Consider the following 20,741-nt stretch of genomic DNA (forward strand, 5'->3'; position numbering starts at 1 on the left):
TCGATTAGACCAGAATACTCAGGACTTTCAATACAAAGCGCATTGTGGAAGAAAGGGTTCCCCCTCTTGAGGCAATGCAACATGGCAGTGAAAACCCTAAGGCACCCAATGCGAGCGGCTGATATTTAAGGCATGGGGAAATCACTTAATACAGCGCATTTGGCCTTCGATATACGACTAAATGGTCTATTTTGTTCCAAAAAAAATATGACATTCCGGCCCTCCTTGGGGGTCAGACTTAAGAGGTACGAGATCCAGGATGGGGCGAAAGTAGAATAATGCAGGCGCTATTATCGACAGCGGAGCAGGATGCCATAGCCGAAGATAACGATTAGCGATAAGCCACTGACTTGCCTAAAGTGATTTTAACTCCCGCTGAATGAGCAACTCTTTAATGGAGTTGGTATAAATATTGATTGATAGTTATTTTCAAGTTCTTGCTGTAAAACAATGTTTTTCTAATTCGCTGTTTCTCTGTAATTTTTTTGTAATCTAAGTGACATATTCTAACGCCATCTTTTTAGATGTCGGTCAACGGAATGAAAATTTCAACTCTGTCACTCTCTGCATCCGCAGTATTATTATTCATTGCAGCATCACTCGCAGGGGTGGTGTTTTGGAGTAGTGAAGAGCGACAATTTATTGAGCAACAAACCTCAGAATTACAGCAGATCCAAAGAACATTTCTGGTAGAGATAAGACGCGAGCTTGATAGCTACCTGACCAGTGGTGATGCCAGTAAACTTGAACAAGCAAAGCTCAATCTAGCTGAAATTCAAGCCGACATTGCTCAACAAGAAAGTGTCGAAGTCCTTCCCTTACAAGCAGCAATTAGCAGTTTCGTGCTCGCACTCGATAATGATTACCGCGCCGCAGGTAAACTTGCTGGCAACCCACGACAACTGCTCGCCCATGCTGAATCAGAGATGCTCGATTATAATCGACGCCTAGCCGATTATGCTTTTCAAGGCTTGCAACAACAGCCAGATCTTGCCAATAAATATCTAGCGCTAACCCGAGAGCTTCCTCCATTAGTTTATGGTTTATCTCAAGTCACTGATGGTTACTTAATCGGCAAAGAACAACGTCTAAAATCAATGTTAGACAGTCTGATTACAGAGCTCAATGTTTGGCATGGTACGCTCAATACGCTACCGCTTATTGGCATCTATGAAACAGTGGAGGTCGATGAATTTGCTCTCGGCGATGATGAGGGTGAAGAGATAGAGATCGGCGACAACGCTCGTAGCGAGCTATTAAGCCTGAGTAACCGCTATAACAAAGAGGTCAATAACACTCACTCACTGCTCATTGATAACCAGCGCACTCAACAAGCAATGACCCAAGATATCGCTAATATAGAGCAACTTTTACTCGCATTAGGTCTAGAACAACAGCAACATAATCAGCAGTTAAAGCAAGAACTCAGCATGGCAATTTATATCATGGTGTCAGTACTGATTGTGTTCGCGATTGGTTACTTAGTGCTGCAACAGCGCCGAGTGATAAAACCGTTGAAGCATCTTAACCGTGCGTTTCACAAATTAAGTGAATCAAACAGTCGCGAGCGACTTGCGATACAGCGCCGCTGTGAAACAGGCCAGATTGCAGGCCACTTTAATCAACTTCTACATCGATTTGAAAAAGAGGATGAGAGCCAAAGAGAGCAAATAACTCAAGTTTCTCAATCTCTAAGCTTGCTGGTTGAACGTATTTCGCATATTTCAGCCAGTACAGGACAAACTCAAAAGATTGTACTCACAGCCCAAGATCAAACCGAACACATCCGTGAATTAGCACAAGATGTGAGTCAAACATCTGAGCAAGTGGAACGCAGTGCACAACAAACAATGCAGCAGATGCAGCTTAGCCAGCAAGAAGCACAGGCGGTGCTGGATGCGACAGAAGAATCGCAAACTGCGGTATCTCATTGCCATCAGTCACTTTCGAGCTTAACGACCTCCGTCTCTGATGTATCACGGATCATTGATGTCATTAGCAACATCGCCGAACAAACCAACTTACTTGCACTCAATGCCGCTATCGAAGCGGCGAGAGCTGGCGAACAAGGGCGTGGTTTTGCTGTAGTTGCAGATGAAGTACGTAATCTTTCACAGCGAACGCAAATATCGCTAAAAGAGATCATGCAGATCCTCAACCAACTGACCCAAGCCAATACCGATCTAGATACCCGAGTGCAAGGTATTGAAGAGACTACATTACTGCAAAAACAACGTGCTCAGAGCCTTTGGCAAGTAGCACAAAGTGTGCAATCGCAAGCAAGTGAAATGGCAAGCACAGCCAAGCAGGGAGCCAATAGCACCCTAGAGCAGGTGAGTTACCTCGATGATTTTATTACAGCGATGAATAGTCTTAAAAATCACGCGCAAGCTGCGTCACAACAAAGTGAAGAGATAGCAAAAGAGGTTGAACTCAGCGTTGAAAATATAGAGGTCAGCCTAGGGATTAAAGCAGGCGTTTAATAAAAGGTACATTTCTTGGTAACCTTTCTGTAAAAACCAGCTAAAATAGAATTACTTTCAATAGCATATTGCTGGATTTAACTATTATAGGGACATCATGAGAAACCTCCTTTTAAGCGCAGTTATTGCGACAAGTTTTATATCAGGCCAGGTTAGTGCAGAAGAAGCTAACTCTCCTTTCGCTGTATCCATAATATCGGGTATGGAAGCTTATGAAGACTCTCCAGAGAGTTCTCTATCTAAAGGTGTTGGTGTCTCTCTCATTTGGGATGACCTGCGTTACGACAAGACCTATAAGCTGGATAAAAATTACTTCAGAGTGCGTGGCACCTATTACTACGAAAGCGACTCAGAAAAGTACGATGAAGATAGATATCGTGACTCAATGGATTTGAAGCTTCATTACCAACGTCCATTCATGAACATCAATAATAATGCTGACCATACCTTAAGCTTTGTTGGCCGTTATGAAGGCCACTATAACAGCCAGCAACTGGAGGAGTTTGAGCAACTTGCCGTTTTGGGTTTAGGTCTCAATAATCGTTATGGTAGCGATAATTTCTATGACTTAGGTTTGACTCTAGGACTCGCTTACAGCGAAGAAGAAAAAGATGATGATTGGCCGCGAGAGTCTCAAGGTATCACTGAAGATGAGTTAAATCGTAAAGGCTATGGCTACTACTTTGCTTGGAGTAACCGCTATACATTTGGCCACTCAGGAGTACAACTCGTCCTAGATTACAGTCGTTACGACGGCCTTTGGGGTTACGATAATGACAAATCATACACCTTTAATAAATTAAGCATGGGAGCAATTGTTCCTTTGAGCAACAATAACAACTTGCTGCATTTCATGACGCAATATATCGATAGAGAGTCAGAGCAAGATCTGATTGGCTTTGATGACGTACTTTACCGAGTAGCTGTTGAGTATGTGCATTACTTTTAACGCTTACTTGTAAGTTCACAAAATAACAAAAAAAGGAGCTTATCAGCTCCTTTTTTATTGCTTCAATATATAAAACTTAAATTGTCGCGAGAACAGCTTCTGCAGTACTCACTTCAAATGACTTTGGTGCTTCAACATTAAGTGTCGTCACTACACCATTATCTATCACCATCGCATAGCGCTGTGAACGGATACCACCAAACCCTGCTGTATCCATCTCTAGTCCAAGCGCCTTGGTAAAACTAGCATCACCATCGGCTAGCATCATCAGTTCTGATGCATTTTGTGCTACGCCCCAAGCCTTCATCACAAATGCATCGTTAACAGATACACAGGCAATAATATCAACGCCCTTAGCCTTAAACTGGTCAGCCATCACCACAAAACCGGGTAAATGCGCTTCTGAGCAAGTCGGTGTAAAAGCACCTGGCACAGCAAAAAGTACCACTTTTTTATTGGCAAATAGCTCCGCTACGTTATGGTTCAACATGCCATCAGCTGTCAGTTCTGACAGAGTTCCCGCTGGTATAGCTTGTCCTTGTTCAATCATCATCCTCTCCTTTCAATTTTATGTTGTGACTATGGCTACATGCTAGTGCAATTTCCAACAAACAAATACAGATAGAAAATAGGGTTATCGGTTTAATGCCACTAGGGTCTGTTTACCTTTCGGGCTGACTTTTTGTTGGATTATTTACCGTAAGGAATAATTTTTTAGTACAAGGCATTAGCGATGGCACTTAGATCGCTAAGCGAAAAGCTAGTAATCTGGATTAAAAACAACCATGAAAGTTCAACAGTCGCTAATTACATCCATTAAAAAAGCTCATCAATAACGATGAGCTTTTTTAACTTTTACAGCCCTAGATAACTAGTTGCCTGCACCACCACTGTTAACGGGTTGGCTATCAGCAGTGACAGCTGGCCATTGCTTAAAAGTAGCTAAATGCTGCGCTACGGCCTCTTGCGCGGGGCCAAAAGCCCACATTTTCTGCCCCATCCACTTAAGGTACATACCCGACTCTTCTACTGCTCGTTCGTAAGGATCTTGGCGTAAATTAAATAGTAGTGGCGCATTTAGCTCCTCTTTTGCCCCGCTCCAGCCATTATTCTGCACCACAAAATGTGCTTTCCAATTACCCACCGGCACAACCTGCAATTTGGTAAGCTCATAATAGTAGAAGATCTCTTTACGATTAGAAGGCTTATCTTTAGTCAGCATGTCTAATTGGTTATAGGCGTCTAAATGAGCTTTAAAACCTTTATATCCTTTTAGCATTTTTTGTTTAAGATCTTGTGGACCACCAGCAGCCGCTACTAAGGTTGGCAACAAGTCCATGCCATCGAACATGCCGTTGTTAACTTTTCCTGCTGGAATATTATTTGGCCATTGGATCAAGAAAGGTGCACGAACACCACCTTCCCAAGTAGTGCCTTTCTCACCATGAAATGGCGTCATACCACCATCCGGTACAGGTCATCGAGATCTTTCATCACCACTTCTTGCAAACCCCAACCATTAGTGCCGAGCATTTTTTCATATTTAGGCGACAAGTGAGTCCACACATGACCACGGGATGGGCAATACCAAGTAAAGAAAGGTTTATCCGCTTTAACTGCTCTTTCGATAAAGTTAATTGCATGCTTGTTAACTTCATCATCTAAAGTGCGCATTCTCTCAATTGGCAGCGGACCATCATCTTTAATTGTCTGTCCCCCTTTACCATCTGATTTTGCATAGATAACATTTCTTGGAGCAAACTTCTGAAATGCTTTGTCTTTTGGCCAATCTGGATCCTCTGTATATTCCATTGCATTGAGATAATATAACCAGCCCCAATACTCATCGAAACCATGTTGAGTCGATAAAAACTCATCCCTATCACCTAAGTGATTTTTACCAAACTGGCCAGTCATATAACCCATTGTTTTTAAAACTTCTGGCAGTGTCGGTGTATCTTTATTTAGCCCTACTGGGCCACCAGGTAGGCCAACAGTATGCATACCCGTTCTTACAGGAAACTGCCTCGTCATAAAAGCTGAACGCCCAGCGGGGCAAGATGGTTGCACATAGTAATCAGTCAGTAACATGCCTTTTTCAGCAATACTATCGATGTTCGGCGTATGACTACTCATTACCCCATTGTGGTAAGCGCTGAGATTAGATTGCCTAATATTATCGGTAAAAATAACAAAAATATTTGGCTGGTCTTTAGCTGCGGCTGCACTAAACGACAAGGCCGCTAGCACTCCATATATTATAAATTTGTACACTGCTTTCATTGTATTCCCTCACTTTGTGCTTGTTTAAGCATAAGAATACCTGTCACACCAAAGCCTACCTCTAGCAAGAGATAAACAAACAACAACCAGTGGGACATTCCATCAATCATTAAACTGAGTAACCGCCCGGCACCTAGACCGAACATAAAAACAATTAGGCTATATAAGGCTGCTTGGCGATACTTTTGCTTATAAGCACCCAACAACCAAAATGCAGCATTGGCAAAGTAAAGCCCCATAATGGCGCGAAAAATGTGGCTAAAGTTGACCCCATCGGCTTCAATTCCAAACAGTAAGCGCAGCGAAAGCGTCGGAAAGAGTCCGTATGACAGTGCAATAAGTGTTAAACCTATGACCGCTAAGATGAGAAATTTACTTGATAACGTCATTCACGATCCTTGTTGAACTTAGCTTCAACAAAGATTAGTCGAGGTTATTGAGGATTCAAGTTTTCGAGGCGAAAAGTTCCAAACTTACAATAACTTACCTATTTAACATTTAGAGATTTAATGGCTAAGTAGGCAGAAGCTAAGCGCTAGAAGTTAGCTTGTTATAAGCTTTACAGCTGGGAATGTAACTGACGGTAGGATTGATGTTCTATATCGTCATTGGTTAGGCCGAACCTCGATGCTAATTCCAACAACTGCAGCCGATACTCCTCCAGCAAGGTGTCATCGTCGGTCATGATCGCGAACTCAGCAAAATATCCCAAGCCTTGAAGATAATCGACAGTAATATGAAATTTGCCGACAAAGTAGATACTACGGATCTTCTGCATCGATAATGCAACTTCATAGCCCATCGTTTTAAGCATACTCTTAGCGCTAACAGCATCGGTAATATTGGTGGCTTCGCAGCGTTCAGACTCAGGACCTTTAACAATCCAGAGCTTAATGCCAGATGGTTCCATTTCGCGTATACAGACACTCTTTCCTTGTGCAAGCAGTGCGCCTTTATTATCAAAATAGCAGTCAGATTCAAGGTTATCTTGCAGCATGACTTCATGGTCGGTTGCGTTCAGTATCGCTAAAAAGTGAGCTTTATCATGCAAACGAAACTTAAACTCGACTTCATATCGGCCTTTAAAATGTTCATGACTCATTACTGGTTATCTCGACTATCTGAGCGCTAATGAAAAACAACTTTATAATAATTGATTTAAGAACAAGTTATACCTATCAATATAAAAACTGCGCCCTAGTGCTCTATTGCTTTACCTTAACTTCCTTCGGCAACAAACTCAGTTATGATTTCAGCCAATAAACTTATCCCTTCAACCATGCTCTCGCTCCAGGGCAGTGCAAAAGTTATCCGAAAAAAATTATCGTAACGCTCATCGAGGGTAAACATGCTCCCAGGAGCGATAGAGAGTTTATTGGCGATCACTTTATGCCACAGTGCTTGGCTACTTAAATGAGTCGGCAGTTGAAACCAAATACATGGACCACCAGCTGGTTGACTTATGTAAAACTGCTCACTGTTAATTGAAGCTAGTTTGGGCCTAAGTATTGCCATTGCCGCGCTGTAGTTTTGCTTTGTTACGCTACGTAACTGGGATAGGTGTTTTTGGTAGAGACCAGAAAGCATCATCTCTTGCAACATATACTGCAATACAATACTCGGTTCCTCTGCCATTGTTTGCTTAGCAAACTGACACTCATCGAAACTGTTCACACATAGTAGATAGCCCAAGCTGATAGCGGGTGAAATTGTATCGTAGAAGTCTGCAATACAGATCACCCGGCAAGAAGATTGCTTATTAACTAAACTGGCGATAGTCATTGGACGTTCATCACCAAAATACAATTCGCCGCGATCGTACTCTATAAGCGTCACGCCTCTTTGTTCAGCCCATTCGATAAGCAACTGTTTTTCTTCGCTATTGAGTACTCTGCCAGTCGGGTCGGAAAAATTAGGATTAACTACATATGTAGCAAAGGCTTGTGAATCAAATGCATCACTCAATAACGCTAGTTCATCCCGATAATTAACCTGCATTGGGATCTCCACCACCTCAGCGTTAAGTTGTTTCAGCATCGTTTGGAAATAGAACGACATAGGAGACTCTATCGCTATGGGTTGATTGAGTGCCTTTGCTGCAGTCAGCGCCAGCAATAATCCCTCTTGCCGACCATTAGTAATCAACACCTGATCAAAGTGAAACTGCTGGTTATAGCCTGCTAGATGCTGACAGATAGCTTGCCTAAACTCAGCCACACCTTCGATAGGATCTTGCATCCACAATTTATAAGGCCGTTTAGCCAAAGCTTTTTTGTGCAACCGATTAAGCAATAACTCTGGATCAATCACGGTACTAGGCGCGGTGCACGACAGTGGCAAAATATCATCATCATTAAAGGAGTATTGTACTGCCTTATCGAGAGATAACCCTGCTAGCACTCTTCTAATCTGACGGCCATAATTAGGTTGGGGAGCCTTAGCGCTGGAATTTACAAAATAGCCACGCTTAGGTTTTGCCACTATCCAGCCCAATCGTTCAAGCTCGTGATAGGCTTGCACCACAGTAGACACGCCAAGTTGCTTCTGCTTAGCTAAAGCGCGAACCGATATCAGCTTACCAGTCAGCTGCCCCTGCTCAATAGCAGTAACGACTTCATCTATAATTTTGTTATATTTAAATGCTGCCATTCGATACCGACGATCTGTATTGGTTTTTATATGTTTAAACTGTATCTGTTTTGTATTTCTATATCTATGTAAAGTAAAAGCCAATACAGAAATGAGAAGGAAAGTAATATGAAAGTCATCACTGAAACTAGCCGTTTAATCATTAGAGAATTCAATCTAGATGATGCCCAGGCTGTTTATGACTTTAATGCTCCAGAAGAGGTTAACCGCTATACCGGTGATGCTGGTATGTGCTCAAGCATTGAAGATGCGACTAGCATTATCGAGAATATTTGGCTTAAAGAGTACGCTAAATATGGCTTTGCACGCTGGGCTGTGGTGTTAAAAGAGACAGGCAAAGTTATTGGCTTTTGCGGTTTTAAAAATGAAACTCGCATTGATGCTATCGATATTGGCTATCGTTTCCATCCAGATTATTGGGGCAAAGGCTTTGCCACTGAGTCAAATCAAGCTTGTATTGATTATGCCAAAGAGCATATGACTATTGATAAGGTTTATGGTGAGGTAATACCAGAAAATACAGGCTCAAGTCACGTACTGGAAAAACTAGGCTTTAAGTTTGAAAGGCAATACCAAGAGGATGGCTACACCTTGGACAGCTATGCCATTCAACTTAAAAGCTGACAACCTCTCTTTATCAGCAGTAAACCGACAGTCTAAATTCACATCGGCTGTTGGTTTATCTCAGCGCTTATTCACGCCCTATCAAGCGAGCTAAGACTCATTATCTGGCTAATAGCTATTAACGTGCTTTAGTCGCTGCGATTAGTTTTCTTATTCTTGCTTTCATAATAGCGACTTCGAGCCTGTTGCTTATTTTCGCGCCCACAAATAAAGCCACGGCAAGCACAGCCCAGGAAACCACACTTCTGAATGGCATAAAGCCATATGACTCTAGTGCATAGCTGGAAATAACAACGGAGGATATTCCCGAGAAAAATGCAATTGTTAATGCCAGCCACTTTGTTTCGGATTTTGCCTGGTTAATATATTCAAGAGTTTCAGTGCTGGTACTTGCCCTTAATTGTGGGAATTCACTTCTTAACCAATCTGTATAATTCAAATCACACTCCTTTGTTTTATGAATTTAGCACTATGACGATGAACCCAGCTTACTTTACCGCTTGCGATTTAGTGTCCAGTATTGCAAAAATCTGCTGGCGCTGCTGAGGTGAAAATGCGTAATAACTAAAGCGAGTATTATCATAAATATTGTCTTTTATAATAACTTGATAAGGCGGGAACCTTGAGATTTTGTAGCCTTGGTATTCTTGCCACGCAAACTCGGTGACTTTCTGCCCATCTCGATAAACAAATTTATCCTCGTTTAGGCAAAGCTTCTTCGAACCATTTTTATACTTAAGCAATAAATAACAAATGGGCCCGATTAAAATCACCGCATAGAAGAGCGCTCCAAATGAATCTGAATCAGTCCAAAGCGGTTTATCAGTGAATAGGTACAGATAAAGCACAATGCCAACCAAGTACCCTATGCCATCAAAAATAGCTTCGTAAATCCTAGAAAATACATCTTGAAAACGCGATTGCGTAAATTCCATTTAATAACAACCTTTCAATTAAACCCGTTCTTAAAAATCATCTTATTGGTTTAAAAAAATACAGAACAGACCCGATGAAGACAATAGCTATCAGGTTGAATTATAATGATAGTTATTCATATACCCTGTCAGTGAAAATTAATTGAGCTGTAACAAGTCCCACTTAGTGCCATAAAGATCTTTAAATACCACTACAGTACCGTACTCTTCAACCCGCGGCTCTTCGGTAAATTCAACGCCATTGGCTTGCATCAGGTGGTAATCACGCCAAAAATCGTTGGTATGCAGAAATAGGAATACTCGGCCACCCGCTTGATTCCCCACCGCCAGCGCTTGTTCTTCGTTACTCGCTTGCGCTAGCAGTAGATTAGTCCCGTTAGCGTTAGGCGGGGAGATCTGCACCCAACGTTTACCATCGCCCAGATCAGTATCTTCAATTAACTCAAACTGCAGCTTCTGGGTGTAAAACGCGATAGCGTCATCGTAGTTTTTAACCACCAAAGCAATGCTGCCAATGGTTTGTTCAATCGGTTTATTCATAGGTTACGGCTCCAACAATTAAATAATAAAAAGACTGATTGACGCCAAGAATAATCAAGTAATGCGCGGCTGTAATCTAAAGAGGTGGAATTAAGGATGGCTCAAACAGAATGTTGAGCCATTGTCTTGTTTGCACAGTCAGGTTAAAAATGCTTTGGCCTGACATATGTAGCTAAGAACTTTTACTCAGCCAAGGCCAACAGCTGCTGCTTAACCACGTCTGATGCAAACGAATGCTCTACGCTGATTTTATAGATCTCGAAGTACTCTTCACGGCTAAGGTTAAACTCTTGCATCACCTTACGCACTTCATCAGTCATCGTAGTGTTAGAAACCGTGCGATTGTCAGTGTTAATGGTGATCAACACACCATCTTTATAAAACTCACTAAAAGGGTGCTCGCTCAAACTATTAACGGCTTTAGTTTGTACGTTACTGGTTGGGCAGCTTTCAAGTGCTACTGAATTGCGCTTAGTTAAATCATATGCCTGTTGATGCGTTTTGATGTCGATACCGTGGCCAATACGTTCAGCGCCAAGCATTGCAATTGCATCATGTACATTTTGACCAACACCTTGCTCACCAGCGTGAATAGTGACTCGATAGCCCTTTTCAACCGCGTACTTAGCATGGGGAATAAAACCTTCGCAAAAGCCAGCTAGCTCGCTACCAGCTAAATCAAACGCCACCACGCCATGATTAATAAAGCTCGCACCGGCGTCGATAACTTCATTCACTCTGTCTTTAGGCATATTACGAATAATTGATAGGATGAAATTACCTTTAATGTCGCATTGAGCCTCCGCTCTTTCCATCCCTTTAACCGCACTCGCTATTACTTGCTCTAGGGTTAATCCATTTTGCAGGTGCAATAACGGTGCAAAGCGCACTTCAAGATACTTAACATTTTCATTCGCTGCATCTTCAAAAACTTCAAAAGCGATACGCTCTAAGCCTTCTGCCGTTTGCATCACAGATAGCGGTAGCTCAAATCGAGTTAAGTACTCATCGAGGTTTAAACAAGGTTCTGGCGCGACCATCAGTGACTGAATTTCAGAAAGCTCAGTGCTTGGAAGGGTAATATTTTGCTGCTGGGCAATATCAATCACGCTTTGCGGACGGACGCTACCATCTAAATGGCAGTGAAGATCGATTTTGGGCAAGTTTAAATAATTCATAGGTCTCTACCTTTATAAATAAGACATCAAAGTCACAGACCTCATAATCAAGAATTTAAGGCTCTTGGTAGAAACTCCCAAACCATATCATTGGGATTATACGAAGTGATTAGCGGTTGCGAATTTAACATTTTTAGCAGTAAAACTACAAGTCAGTGAACAACCACCACAATTAAAATACAGACGCCACATTAGGGTTAATAGTCTGTTATTAATGGAGTTTATTAAAAATAAGTTCACTTTACTCTATGCCGCTATTTATTACTTTCAAATACATACACTTGGTTTTTTCACACTACTTTTGTCTATTGATGAATTTCTGAAATTCATTTCGCGCCATAGCTAAACTATAAAATAAATCGATAATAACGCCATATTTAGTTGCTTATTAGCAAGCCATTGCCACGTTGAAGAGCCCAAAGCTCTGCTGTCATAACTTTCTATGGCGTGGCAGCGGTGCGCGAGTTCGAAATGATGGGCAAACATTATTGCTCCCACTATTTAAAGCACTTTTAGACCGACCTAAACCGTTACCTTTTCAATACAGCGACAACAAACTAAATAGTCATATTTGCCAAATTAATAGTAAAGCTTCAGTTAAAGCTCCACGGGAAGTGACGTAAAAAGCTAATAAAAGGACAATTTCGGTCAGCTGTGAATCGTGCAAATAACGTATCTGCTGTCATTTGTTGAAAGTCGAATGAGCTCACAACAATTAATTTTAAAAACACACCAAAATAATCTGTTAAATAACAATAGCTTGATGCAGGTGACATATCGATTATAACAATTTTATTTATTCAAGATGTTATCAATCCCGCCTCTCATTACGATAGCTGCATCACTTAAACCACCCACAAATTAGTTTAGAGGCTCCACCCATGAAGCAAACTTTAAGAACACTCTCTATAGCGCTATTAACGTTAGCGTCTACCTCGGTAATGGCAGATACCATTATCGATAATAACGCACATGACATTAATACATTCAACAGTGAGATGAGCAAAATTGAGATCATCAACGTAAGCGGTGAACTCTATGTCTCAATGGAATCTTACTATCTCGATGATGTATTAGAGGTCGCCGAATCTATCACGGCAAACGTTCAACTTAAGAAAGTTTCAGATGTAGAAGCCGCGAACTTGGGTCTAGTTCCGTCAGCTTCTTATTTTGTTCATAGCAAGAACAGCATTGAGGAACTCAGCGAGAAAGCCTCTATAAAACTGTTAAACGATAACCCTCATTTCTTCAGTGCAACACTGCTTCAGGGCGACAAATTTTTGCAGGATGAAAATGAGTTTATAGCCAAAATCACAGAGTACTCAGTACCAAAATAGTACTGAAAACTCGCACTAAAAATTCAATTAAATTAGTTAAATCCAACTTACAAAAAGGCAGTAAAAATGAAAGTTCTAGGCGTAGCGTTAGCATTGAGTGTATTTCTAGTCGGTTGCCAGTCTCCTACTGAATACTTGCAGTCATATCAACCTGAAGCAACCAAATCTGCAGAAAACAGATTTAAATTTGAAAATGATTGTAGTGATGTTACTTCAACGATGATCAGTAGCAAAAAGATTGCCATCGATGGATTCAGACAAGACTTTGAAAGACCGCAATACCAAATCGGCGTTAAGGGCTGCAAAGTAAAGCAGGTTTATACCGTTAACTGTAATGAAGGCGACGGCTGCACAGTCATTGCTGCAACAAACTAATTATTAAGAATCAACAGAGAAATTTGATATGAAAAACGAACAAAACACCATCTTTGGTAAAGACTCAATTTGGTTTGCAATCATTGGTATCATTGTTGCGCTCACCGGTATTATCGCTATAGCGATGCCAGTTGCAGCAGGCGTCACCATCGCTAGCGTTATTGGTGGATGTTTTATCGGGGTTGGCCTTATTCAGCTATACCATGCAGTAGGCATCCCGCAGTGGGGTGAAAAACTTTGGTATGTAGTCAGTGCGTTACTCTATACCATTGGTGGTATATTGATCTTAGCTGAACCTTTTGTTGGTGTACTGACCATTACAGCCTTGATGATTACCATCATGCTGCTTAACGGGATCAGTCGTATGATATTTGCTTTCAGTAATCGTAATGATCTGAACGGTTGGGGTTGGGTCGCAGTTGGCGGCTTGATATCAACAGCAATTGCAACTTACTTTTTTAGCTTAATGAATGATGCAGATTTCTCTTTATCTATCTTGGGTATTTTTGTTGGAGTGTCATTTATATTCGAAGGCATTAGCTTTATTTTCATCGGTTCTGAAGTAAAAATAGCCGCTAGCGAGTAATCAACACGCAACAGATAAAACAAAGCCCAGATAATGATATCTGGGCTTTGTTATTAAAAATCTTTATTCATCGATACAGAAACTTAAGAGGTCATTGCCGCCTTAACATACACGTCGAAGCGATTCTTTTTCTGAGCAAGTACCATACTCGGTTTGACTCCATCAAGATCTTCGGCATAATCAGGACGCTTCACCACGACACGCTTTGTCGCTAATGCTCGCGCAGGTTTAAGTAAGCCATCGGCATCAAGGTCGGCCCCAACTAGAGTTTGAAATACCCGCATCTCTTTTTTAACTAATGCTGATTTCTCCCGATGAGGGTACATAGGGTCAAGATAAACCACATCAATCTCTGCTCCAGAAGCTGCAGCGGCATCAGCTAACGCATCAATACTTGAGCCATGAAATAGACTCATACGCTGCTGCATCCAGTCGCCAATTTCGCTGTCTTCATAAGCGCGCCGCAGTCCGTCTTCTAACAGTGCCGCCACCACGGGGTGACGTTCAACCATAATCACTTTACAGCCTAGGCTTGCAAGTACAAATGCATCACGACCAAGGCCTGCAGTGCCATCAACAACCGTCGGTGTAATGCCTTGTTTTAGCCCAACGGCTTTTGCAATTGATTGACCACGACCACCACCAAATTTGCGCCTATGAGCCACAGCCCCTGAAACAAAATCAACGCTGATACCATCTAATTTAGGTTCATCGCGCTTATATAGGCTTAACGTATTGTGTTCAAAGCGCAATTCAAATTCTGCATCATTGCTATAGGTTAGCCCCCAGCGTTCACAGGCTGATTCTAAAGTGGGGAAATGGCGATTGAAAAAAATACTAATCACTATCAAGCTCTGTTTCTGAAAATAGGCTTTGCAATAATAGCACTCATCACGTTATTGCCTATAGCAATATTGGTGATTTAATAACAAGCAATTCAATATTATTGTTCAACGATAAGCTATAAGTTTATTAACCCTCAGTTACCGCAAATGTTAGCTAAAAAAATAAGCACGACTCAATGAGCCATGCTTATATAATCAGTGAAGAGATTGAGCTTTACGATTAAGCCAAGCCAGGCTGACCATCTGGGTAACCAGATGGCGCATCACCAGAGCTATCTTGACCAGGAGGACAGATTGGGCCTTCAATTGGAAATGAAGGACAAGAACCAGGAGCTGTTCCAGGAGGACATGCACTTGGAGCACCAGGAGCTGTTCCAGGAGGAGTTCCTGGAGGACAAACAGTTCCTCCAACAGGACCAGTTGAACCGGCACCAGAAACATTAGCCAAGTCTTTCAAATCTAATATTTTCATTTCAAATTCCCTTTATTGGATAAAATATACCAAGCGGTATACGCTAAAGATATCCTAACAACAAACCTTGTCAATGGCGCATTGATAAAGATGAATTTATCTATTAAGTATCGTGTAAAACCATGATTTACCCATACAAAAGTATTAAAAGCTAAATATTTACTTTAAAGCGGTTGATATCACCACTAAGTTTAGTCACGAAAAATTACCCATCACCTACGAAATTCTCACGCTGACGCTTACATTCAGCTTTGAAAGTTAACTCTAGGTACCAGAGCCATTAGCTTTAATGACAGCCATGTGCATTGGCAGGACTACAAAATCTTCATTCTGCACTCTCTTTTTTTCATACCACCGACTTTGACTACGCTTTTAGCGCATGACTTTTATGACTCTAACCCTGTATGAGTCAAATTTGACACACTTCATAGCTCCCAACTTGAAACCAGATGTTTACCAACAACCAGTTACTAATGCAGTAAAAACCACCAAGAAGTTAAGTATTTGTGAAATATATGATCAAATATTGTATACAATATGTTATTTTTAGCGTAATACATCGACTCTCTTTTGTATTTAGCTGTTAGGCCTTACATATAAAACGCTAAAAAAAACAGTGAGAAGCAGGTATTAAGGGAATCACTAAGCATTCACTAAAACAAGGAAATAAAATTGAAAAATCATAAGCTTAAAAAGCTATTTGCTCTTTCAGCGTTAGCAGTCTCATTTTCTGCTGTCAGCCAAGAAATCAAACTGTTCAATAGCACTATTAATTTTGAAAATTCAGCTAGTCAACTAGATGCCGAAAGAGGCCAGCGCTCAACGCCTCAAACTATTGAGCTCAACAATGCGCTAGATGGAGTGCTGGAAGTCGGAGATAGCTTAAGATTTACAGTTGATCACGTAGATGTTCAAATTGGAATTACAAAAATAACCGTTAAGAATAGCGAATTAACCTACGTTGATGGTAGCTCAAGTGATGGCTCGGCCACCTTATCCATGGTTAAGTCTAAAGGGAAATATAGCGCCAAAATTTACCTAGGACAAACTGGTTACTTATTAAGTCCGTCAACCAATGGCACTTACACACTAAGTAAGTTTATCGATGATAACGCGCCAGTTGATTCTTCTGACCGTCCTGTAAACCAGAATAACTTAGATGTTCGCTCATCTGTGAATGGCCGCCAAGGTCTTGCTGGCATGGCCGCATTTAACAGTGTTGCGATGGCAGCGAATGACCGAGAGGTAACCATTATTGTTGCTTACACACAACAGTTGGCGACTGAAGTCGGTGATGTGGCTGCATATATTGCTTTAATGGAAAAGGATACTAACGATAGCTACACTGCGAGTGGCATTGATGCGACTGTAAATATTGTGCACTCCTATCAAACGGGTTACGTTTCCACTGGCGATATGTCTGAAGACAACTCCGTCATGCTGAACCAAGCAACTAGTGACTGGTTACCTAATCCAAACCCTCTTGCTCCCAATGGTTACGGCGTTGAATTAAAGAGCTTAAGAGACCAACATCAAGCCGATGTGATGGTGTTACTCACAGATAAGAACGCTAGTTCTCCATGGGCCGGCTGGGCAGGTGAAATTGGTGCCGACGACAGCAGTGCACTATTCGCGATGAGTAGCTGGGGAACTTTCAAAAATACTTTCGCACATGAATTAGGTCACTTGTTTGGGGCCCGCCACGACACTGCAGCAGATAGTACTAGCACTCCATACGCTTATGCTCACGGCTTTTGTAATGCCAATAACACTTGGCGAACTATGATGGCAACTTCAACCTCTTGTACCGGAACACGACTAAATGCTTGGTCTAACCCAAACAAAGTTTATGAAGGTTATACCGGTGGTACTGCAGATTTAAATGATAACGCACGCCTCCACAATGAAAGAGTGACAACGCTATCAGCATTCCGTACTACAGCTCACAACCCACCAACCGCGACCATCACTGTAGCAGCTGAAGCATCTGAGCTATTAACTGCGACATTTGAAGGCCAAGCTAACGACACAGATGGCAATATTGTCTCAACACTTTGGGATTTTGGTGATGGTGTCTACCATAATAAGCCATACGCTGAAGGTTATAGCGCGACACACACTTATCAGTTTCCAGGTACTTATACCGCACGTTTCACTGCAACGGATAATAACGGTTTAATCAATACCACCACTCAAGATATTACAGTCACGGCACCTACAGGCTCTGGTTACTGTTCGGCTAAAAGTGGCAATTCATTTTACCAGTACACATCCAGTGTTAACGTTAATGGCCTAACGCATACTTCCGGCTCTCGACTTTATACCGATCAGACTGAACTAACACCGTTCACTATCCATACTAACACTCCAACAGGTATTGAATTAGTCCAAGGCACTAGAAGTAGCAGCCACGGTCCATACTCAGACCACTGGGCCGTTTTTGTTGATTTGAACCAAAATAATAGCTTTGATGATCCAGGCGAGCGACTACATTTCTCAATACCAAGAAATCCATCTTCTCGTGAGCCGCTACTTGCAAGCATTACTATACCCGATAGTGCATTAGCAGGTGTTACACGTATGCGTGTTATCCAATCTGAAAAGGTGAGAGCTGGCGAAACAGAGCTTGGTGCTTGTGGTGACGTTGTATTTGGTGAAGTCGAAGACTACAGCATCAATATCATTAAAGAGCCAAGCCCTGCAAACTTCTCCGCTGATATTACCGCTGATAACCTCAATGTAAGCTTTGCAGATGGTTCAGCAAGCAACTCAGACATTACATCTGTTGAATGGGATTTTGGTGATGGTAACTATAGCCAATCAAACACAAGCACTTCATTCAACCCAGATCATACCTACGACTTTGCTGGCAGCTACACAGTGACATTAACTGTGACACTGAAAAATGGCGATAAGCATACTCTGACTAAAGTGATAGAGGTTACCGCTCCTCCAGGGCAAAACTACTGCAGTGCTTATGCATACAACTCCAAATTTCAGTATACCGCCAATGTTACGGTAAACGGTGTGAGCTTTGAATCAGGTGCAGCCGGTTATACTAATCATACTGCGACAGTCGTGCCAATCGGATACGGTGACAACACCATTTCATTCCGCCAAGGTGCAACTGGCTCGATGACTTCTTACAATGCAGAATGGAAAGTCTATATCGATATGAACCAGGATGGCACGTTTGCTGAAGATGAGATTGAGAATGTTGTCTACTGGATTAATGCTGATACTAGCAATGCCATCGAACGTCCATTTACTATTCCAACTACAGCGCTAGCTGGAAAAACAAGAATGCGTGTCGTACAAAGTTACGAAAACATTACCACCTCTTGTGGCCAAATCTCTTGGGGAGAAATTGAAGACTTTACCCTAGAGATCAAAAAGGATACAGATACGGGTCCGGCATCAGATCTAGTAAATGGTGTAACCAAAACAGGGATTAATGTCGCACTCAAAGAGTCTAAAACCTTCACATTTAATGTTCCAACAGGTGCTAAAAATGTAAATGTAACTATGGGTGCAGGTACTGGCGATCCAGATCTATATGTTCGCTTTGGCGAAGCTGCAACTGATAATGTTTATGACTGTCGTCCATACACAGGTGGTAACACTGACGAAACGTGTGACAGCTCAAAGTTAACTCAGTCTGGTGGGCTTTATTATGTCACTGTTAAAGGTTACTCAGCTTCTGACAATGTAACCTTAACAGGTACGTACGAAGAAGGCGGTGTTGTAGTTCCAAACCCGACTCCTAACGCATGCGCAACGTTAAACCCGCAAACTAGTGGCAGCTTAACTGATGGTCAAGCTGTTTGTTTAGGTGGAAACCAAGTCTACTTAAGCCTTTATGTTCCAGCGGGTCAAACCCTACTCACTATAAAAACTAGTGGTGGTGACGGTGATGTAAGTCTTTATCACTCAGCCTCTAGCTGGCCAAGTACAACATACAACCAAAACTCTTCAGTGACTGCCAACAGCAATGATGAAGTAATCACAGTGACGAACCCTCTCACTGGATGGCACTACTTCTTAATGTCTGGGCAAGGTACAGGCACTGATTTTGTTGCTGATTACCAGTAATAACAAAACGAGAAACAGAAAAGCTAATTAGTCATAATTAGCTTACTAAATGGCGACTCCTCTCCTGTTATCTAATTTACAGCAGGATGAGGAGAGCCATATTTATATCACTACCCTCTTACTCTGCGCTTATTATGTCGATGGCTTCCATAAAACCCAATAAAATACCCTTCCTTTTTGAACCAGTCGCAATAATTAAAGACCAATAACATAAATGCTCGAATGACTATATTTACAATCAAATACTGGCGCTCTGTCGAGCTAGTTCTGCACCGAGTAAACCTGCAAAAGCTGCACCTGAAATAGATTAAACCCCGACAGAAACCTGCACTTTCAAGTGGCTTAAGATATACTTTGCGCTTCTTACAATCATTGATAAAGAATTCTCATGTTAAGTTACCGTCACGGCTATCACGCTGGCAATTATGCCGATGTTCTCAAGCACGCTATTTTGCTACAAGCGCTGAAATTGATGCATAAAAAAGACAAGCCGATGGCTTATATTGATAGCCATGCTGGTGCTGGCGGCTATGCACTTACCGATGAGTTTTCTAAAAAGACCGGTGAGTATTTAGATGGTGTCGCCAGATTATGGGATCGCAATGACCTACCAGAGTCATTAGTGCAATACATCGCTGACGTGACTCATTTTAACCAAGGCAAGCAAGAGTTAGAGTTCTACCCAGGTTCGCCTGCGTTTGTAGATATGAATATGCGCCAAAAAGACCGCATGGTATTACACGAGTTGCATGGTACTGACTTTTTAACATTGGATGAGCAGTTCACTGGTGACAGACACGTAAAAGTGATTAAGGGCGATGGCCTTAAAGGTATGATTGCTGCAGTGCCACCACTTGAGCGTCGCGGTGTAATTTTAGTTGATCCTAGCTACGAAATTAAAACCGACTACCAAGATGTCGCTAAAGCGATTATCAAGGCACACAAACGCTTCTCTACTGGCGTATTTATGCTGTGGTATCCAGTAGTCGACCGCTCGCAAACAGAAGGCATGCTTAAGCTACTTGCTGAAAGCGGCATTAAAAATCAGTTACGTATTGAACAGTCGATTAAGCCTGATAGCGATGAATTTGGTATGACCGCAGCGGGATTGTGGATCATCAATCCACCATGGCAGTTAGATACCATAGCTAAAGAGATGCTCGACTATCTTGAGCGACGAATTGGACAAAACGGTGGTAAAACAGTGGTAAAGCAGGAAGTGCCCGAGTAATTTATCTCCACTCACAGATTAAATACAACAGCCCATCTAAGTAATTAGGGGCTGTTGATCTTTCGAGCTTAGTTTTTGTTCGAATTCAATTATTTTACTACAAGGCTTGAGCGATGATGCTTAGCTGGCTAAGTGAAAAGCTCGTAACGCACTCTAGTCATA

At 41.8% G+C, this 20,741-nt stretch carries 20 protein-coding genes and 1 riboswitch; of the genes, 8 read left to right on the forward strand and 12 right to left on the reverse strand.

The genetic code is table 11. The features are described from left to right. The first annotated feature begins 539 nt into the window (after positions 1-539). A complete protein-coding gene (locus tag AB4238_RS18945; protein ID WP_372034838.1) occupies positions 540-2,483 on the forward strand; it encodes a methyl-accepting chemotaxis protein in 1,944 nt (647 codons plus the stop codon). Between the two features lie 97 nt (positions 2,484-2,580). Then, positions 2,581-3,432 (forward strand): hypothetical protein, encoded by an 852-nt coding sequence (locus AB4238_RS18950; RefSeq protein ID WP_372034839.1) that lies wholly within the window; start codon positions 2,581-2,583, stop codon positions 3,430-3,432. A gap of 76 nt (positions 3,433-3,508) precedes the next feature. Here AB4238_RS18950 and AB4238_RS18955 read toward each other — a convergent pair whose 3' ends face one another. The 6 genes from AB4238_RS18955 to AB4238_RS18980 all read right to left on the reverse strand — a co-directional run bounded on the left by AB4238_RS18955 (position 3,509) and on the right by AB4238_RS18980 (position 8,364). After that, on the reverse strand, positions 3,509-3,982 hold the full coding sequence (locus AB4238_RS18955) for a peroxiredoxin (RefSeq protein WP_220737693.1): 474 nt from the start codon (positions 3,980-3,982) through the stop codon (positions 3,509-3,511). Positions 3,983-4,303: 321 nt separating this feature from the next. Then, a complete protein-coding gene (locus AB4238_RS18960) occupies positions 4,304-4,891 on the reverse strand; it encodes a sulfatase-like hydrolase/transferase (RefSeq protein ID WP_372034840.1) in 588 nt (195 codons plus the stop codon). Further along, positions 4,888-5,715 (reverse strand): sulfatase-like hydrolase/transferase, encoded by an 828-nt coding sequence (locus tag AB4238_RS18965; protein WP_372034841.1) that lies wholly within the window; start codon positions 5,713-5,715, stop codon positions 4,888-4,890. Before AB4238_RS18965 ends, AB4238_RS18960 begins: the two co-directional genes overlap by 4 nt. Further along, positions 5,712-6,104, reverse strand: a complete 393-nt coding sequence (locus AB4238_RS18970) for a DUF4345 domain-containing protein (protein ID WP_372034842.1) — start codon at positions 6,102-6,104, stop codon at positions 5,712-5,714. Before AB4238_RS18970 ends, AB4238_RS18965 begins: the two co-directional genes overlap by 4 nt. 170 nt (positions 6,105-6,274) lie before the next feature. Next, on the reverse strand, positions 6,275-6,817 hold the full coding sequence (locus tag AB4238_RS18975; protein WP_372034843.1) for a class IV adenylate cyclase: 543 nt from the start codon (positions 6,815-6,817) through the stop codon (positions 6,275-6,277). 116 nt (positions 6,818-6,933) lie between these two features. Next, positions 6,934-8,364: a PLP-dependent aminotransferase family protein gene (locus AB4238_RS18980; protein WP_372034844.1), complete on the reverse strand. Its 1,431-nt coding sequence runs from the start codon at positions 8,362-8,364 to the stop codon at positions 6,934-6,936. A gap of 108 nt (positions 8,365-8,472) precedes the next feature. Here AB4238_RS18980 and AB4238_RS18985 point away from each other — a divergent pair, with 108 nt between their 5' ends. Next, entirely contained in the window at positions 8,473-8,988 is a 516-nt protein-coding gene (locus AB4238_RS18985) for a GNAT family N-acetyltransferase (protein WP_372034845.1), read from the forward strand. A gap of 118 nt (positions 8,989-9,106) precedes the next feature. Here the strand turns inward: AB4238_RS18985 and AB4238_RS18990 are convergent, their stop codons facing one another. From AB4238_RS18990 to add, 4 genes are all read right to left on the reverse strand, one after another. Further along, complete coding sequence (locus AB4238_RS18990; RefSeq protein WP_372034846.1) at positions 9,107-9,427, reverse strand: hypothetical protein; 321 nt, start codon at positions 9,425-9,427, stop codon at positions 9,107-9,109. A gap of 49 nt (positions 9,428-9,476) precedes the next feature. Further along, positions 9,477-9,923, reverse strand: a complete 447-nt coding sequence (locus AB4238_RS18995) for a hypothetical protein (RefSeq protein ID WP_372034847.1) — start codon at positions 9,921-9,923, stop codon at positions 9,477-9,479. A 138-nt stretch (positions 9,924-10,061) separates the two neighbouring features. Then, positions 10,062-10,463, reverse strand: coding sequence for a VOC family protein (locus AB4238_RS19000; RefSeq protein WP_372034848.1), 402 nt, complete (start codon positions 10,461-10,463; stop codon positions 10,062-10,064). A 182-nt stretch (positions 10,464-10,645) separates the two neighbouring features. Beyond that, positions 10,646-11,641: an adenosine deaminase gene (gene add / locus AB4238_RS19005; protein ID WP_372034849.1), complete on the reverse strand. Its 996-nt coding sequence runs from the start codon at positions 11,639-11,641 to the stop codon at positions 10,646-10,648. A 24-nt stretch (positions 11,642-11,665) separates the two neighbouring features. Beyond that, positions 11,666-11,765, reverse strand: a riboswitch (purine riboswitch). A gap of 757 nt (positions 11,766-12,522) precedes the next feature. On the opposite strand from add, the gene AB4238_RS19010 reads away from it, so the two are divergent. From AB4238_RS19010 to AB4238_RS19020, 3 genes are all read left to right on the forward strand, one after another. Next, positions 12,523-12,978 carry a hypothetical protein gene (locus tag AB4238_RS19010; protein WP_372034850.1) on the forward strand — a complete coding sequence of 152 codons (456 nt, stop codon included), beginning with the start codon at positions 12,523-12,525 and terminating at the stop codon, positions 12,976-12,978. Positions 12,979-13,044: 66 nt separating this feature from the next. Next, the gene (locus AB4238_RS19015) at positions 13,045-13,353 is read left to right on the forward strand and encodes a hypothetical protein (RefSeq protein ID WP_372034851.1); all 309 of its coding nucleotides are present in this window, start codon (positions 13,045-13,047) and stop codon (positions 13,351-13,353) included. A gap of 28 nt (positions 13,354-13,381) precedes the next feature. Continuing rightward, the gene (locus AB4238_RS19020; RefSeq protein ID WP_372034852.1) at positions 13,382-13,939 is read left to right on the forward strand and encodes an HdeD family acid-resistance protein; all 558 of its coding nucleotides are present in this window, start codon (positions 13,382-13,384) and stop codon (positions 13,937-13,939) included. An 83-nt stretch (positions 13,940-14,022) separates the two neighbouring features. Here AB4238_RS19020 and AB4238_RS19025 read toward each other — a convergent pair whose 3' ends face one another. Continuing rightward, a complete protein-coding gene (locus AB4238_RS19025) occupies positions 14,023-14,790 on the reverse strand; it encodes a class I SAM-dependent methyltransferase (protein ID WP_372034853.1) in 768 nt (255 codons plus the stop codon). A gap of 214 nt (positions 14,791-15,004) precedes the next feature. Further along, the gene (locus tag AB4238_RS19030) at positions 15,005-15,256 is read right to left on the reverse strand and encodes a hypothetical protein (RefSeq protein WP_372034854.1); all 252 of its coding nucleotides are present in this window, start codon (positions 15,254-15,256) and stop codon (positions 15,005-15,007) included. A gap of 672 nt (positions 15,257-15,928) precedes the next feature. On the opposite strand from AB4238_RS19030, the gene AB4238_RS19035 reads away from it, so the two are divergent. Together AB4238_RS19035 and AB4238_RS19040 are read left to right on the forward strand one after the other, a co-directional pair. After that, on the forward strand, positions 15,929-19,348 hold the full coding sequence (locus AB4238_RS19035) for a GEVED domain-containing protein (protein WP_372034855.1): 3,420 nt from the start codon (positions 15,929-15,931) through the stop codon (positions 19,346-19,348). Positions 19,349-19,736: 388 nt separating this feature from the next. After that, positions 19,737-20,579 carry a 23S rRNA (adenine(2030)-N(6))-methyltransferase RlmJ gene (locus tag AB4238_RS19040; RefSeq protein WP_372034856.1) on the forward strand — a complete coding sequence of 281 codons (843 nt, stop codon included), beginning with the start codon at positions 19,737-19,739 and terminating at the stop codon, positions 20,577-20,579. Positions 20,580-20,741: the final 162 nt, after the last annotated feature.

This window comes from Shewanella sp. 10N.286.45.A1, assembly GCF_041470405.1.
Classification (GTDB): domain Bacteria; phylum Pseudomonadota; class Gammaproteobacteria; order Enterobacterales; family Shewanellaceae; genus Shewanella.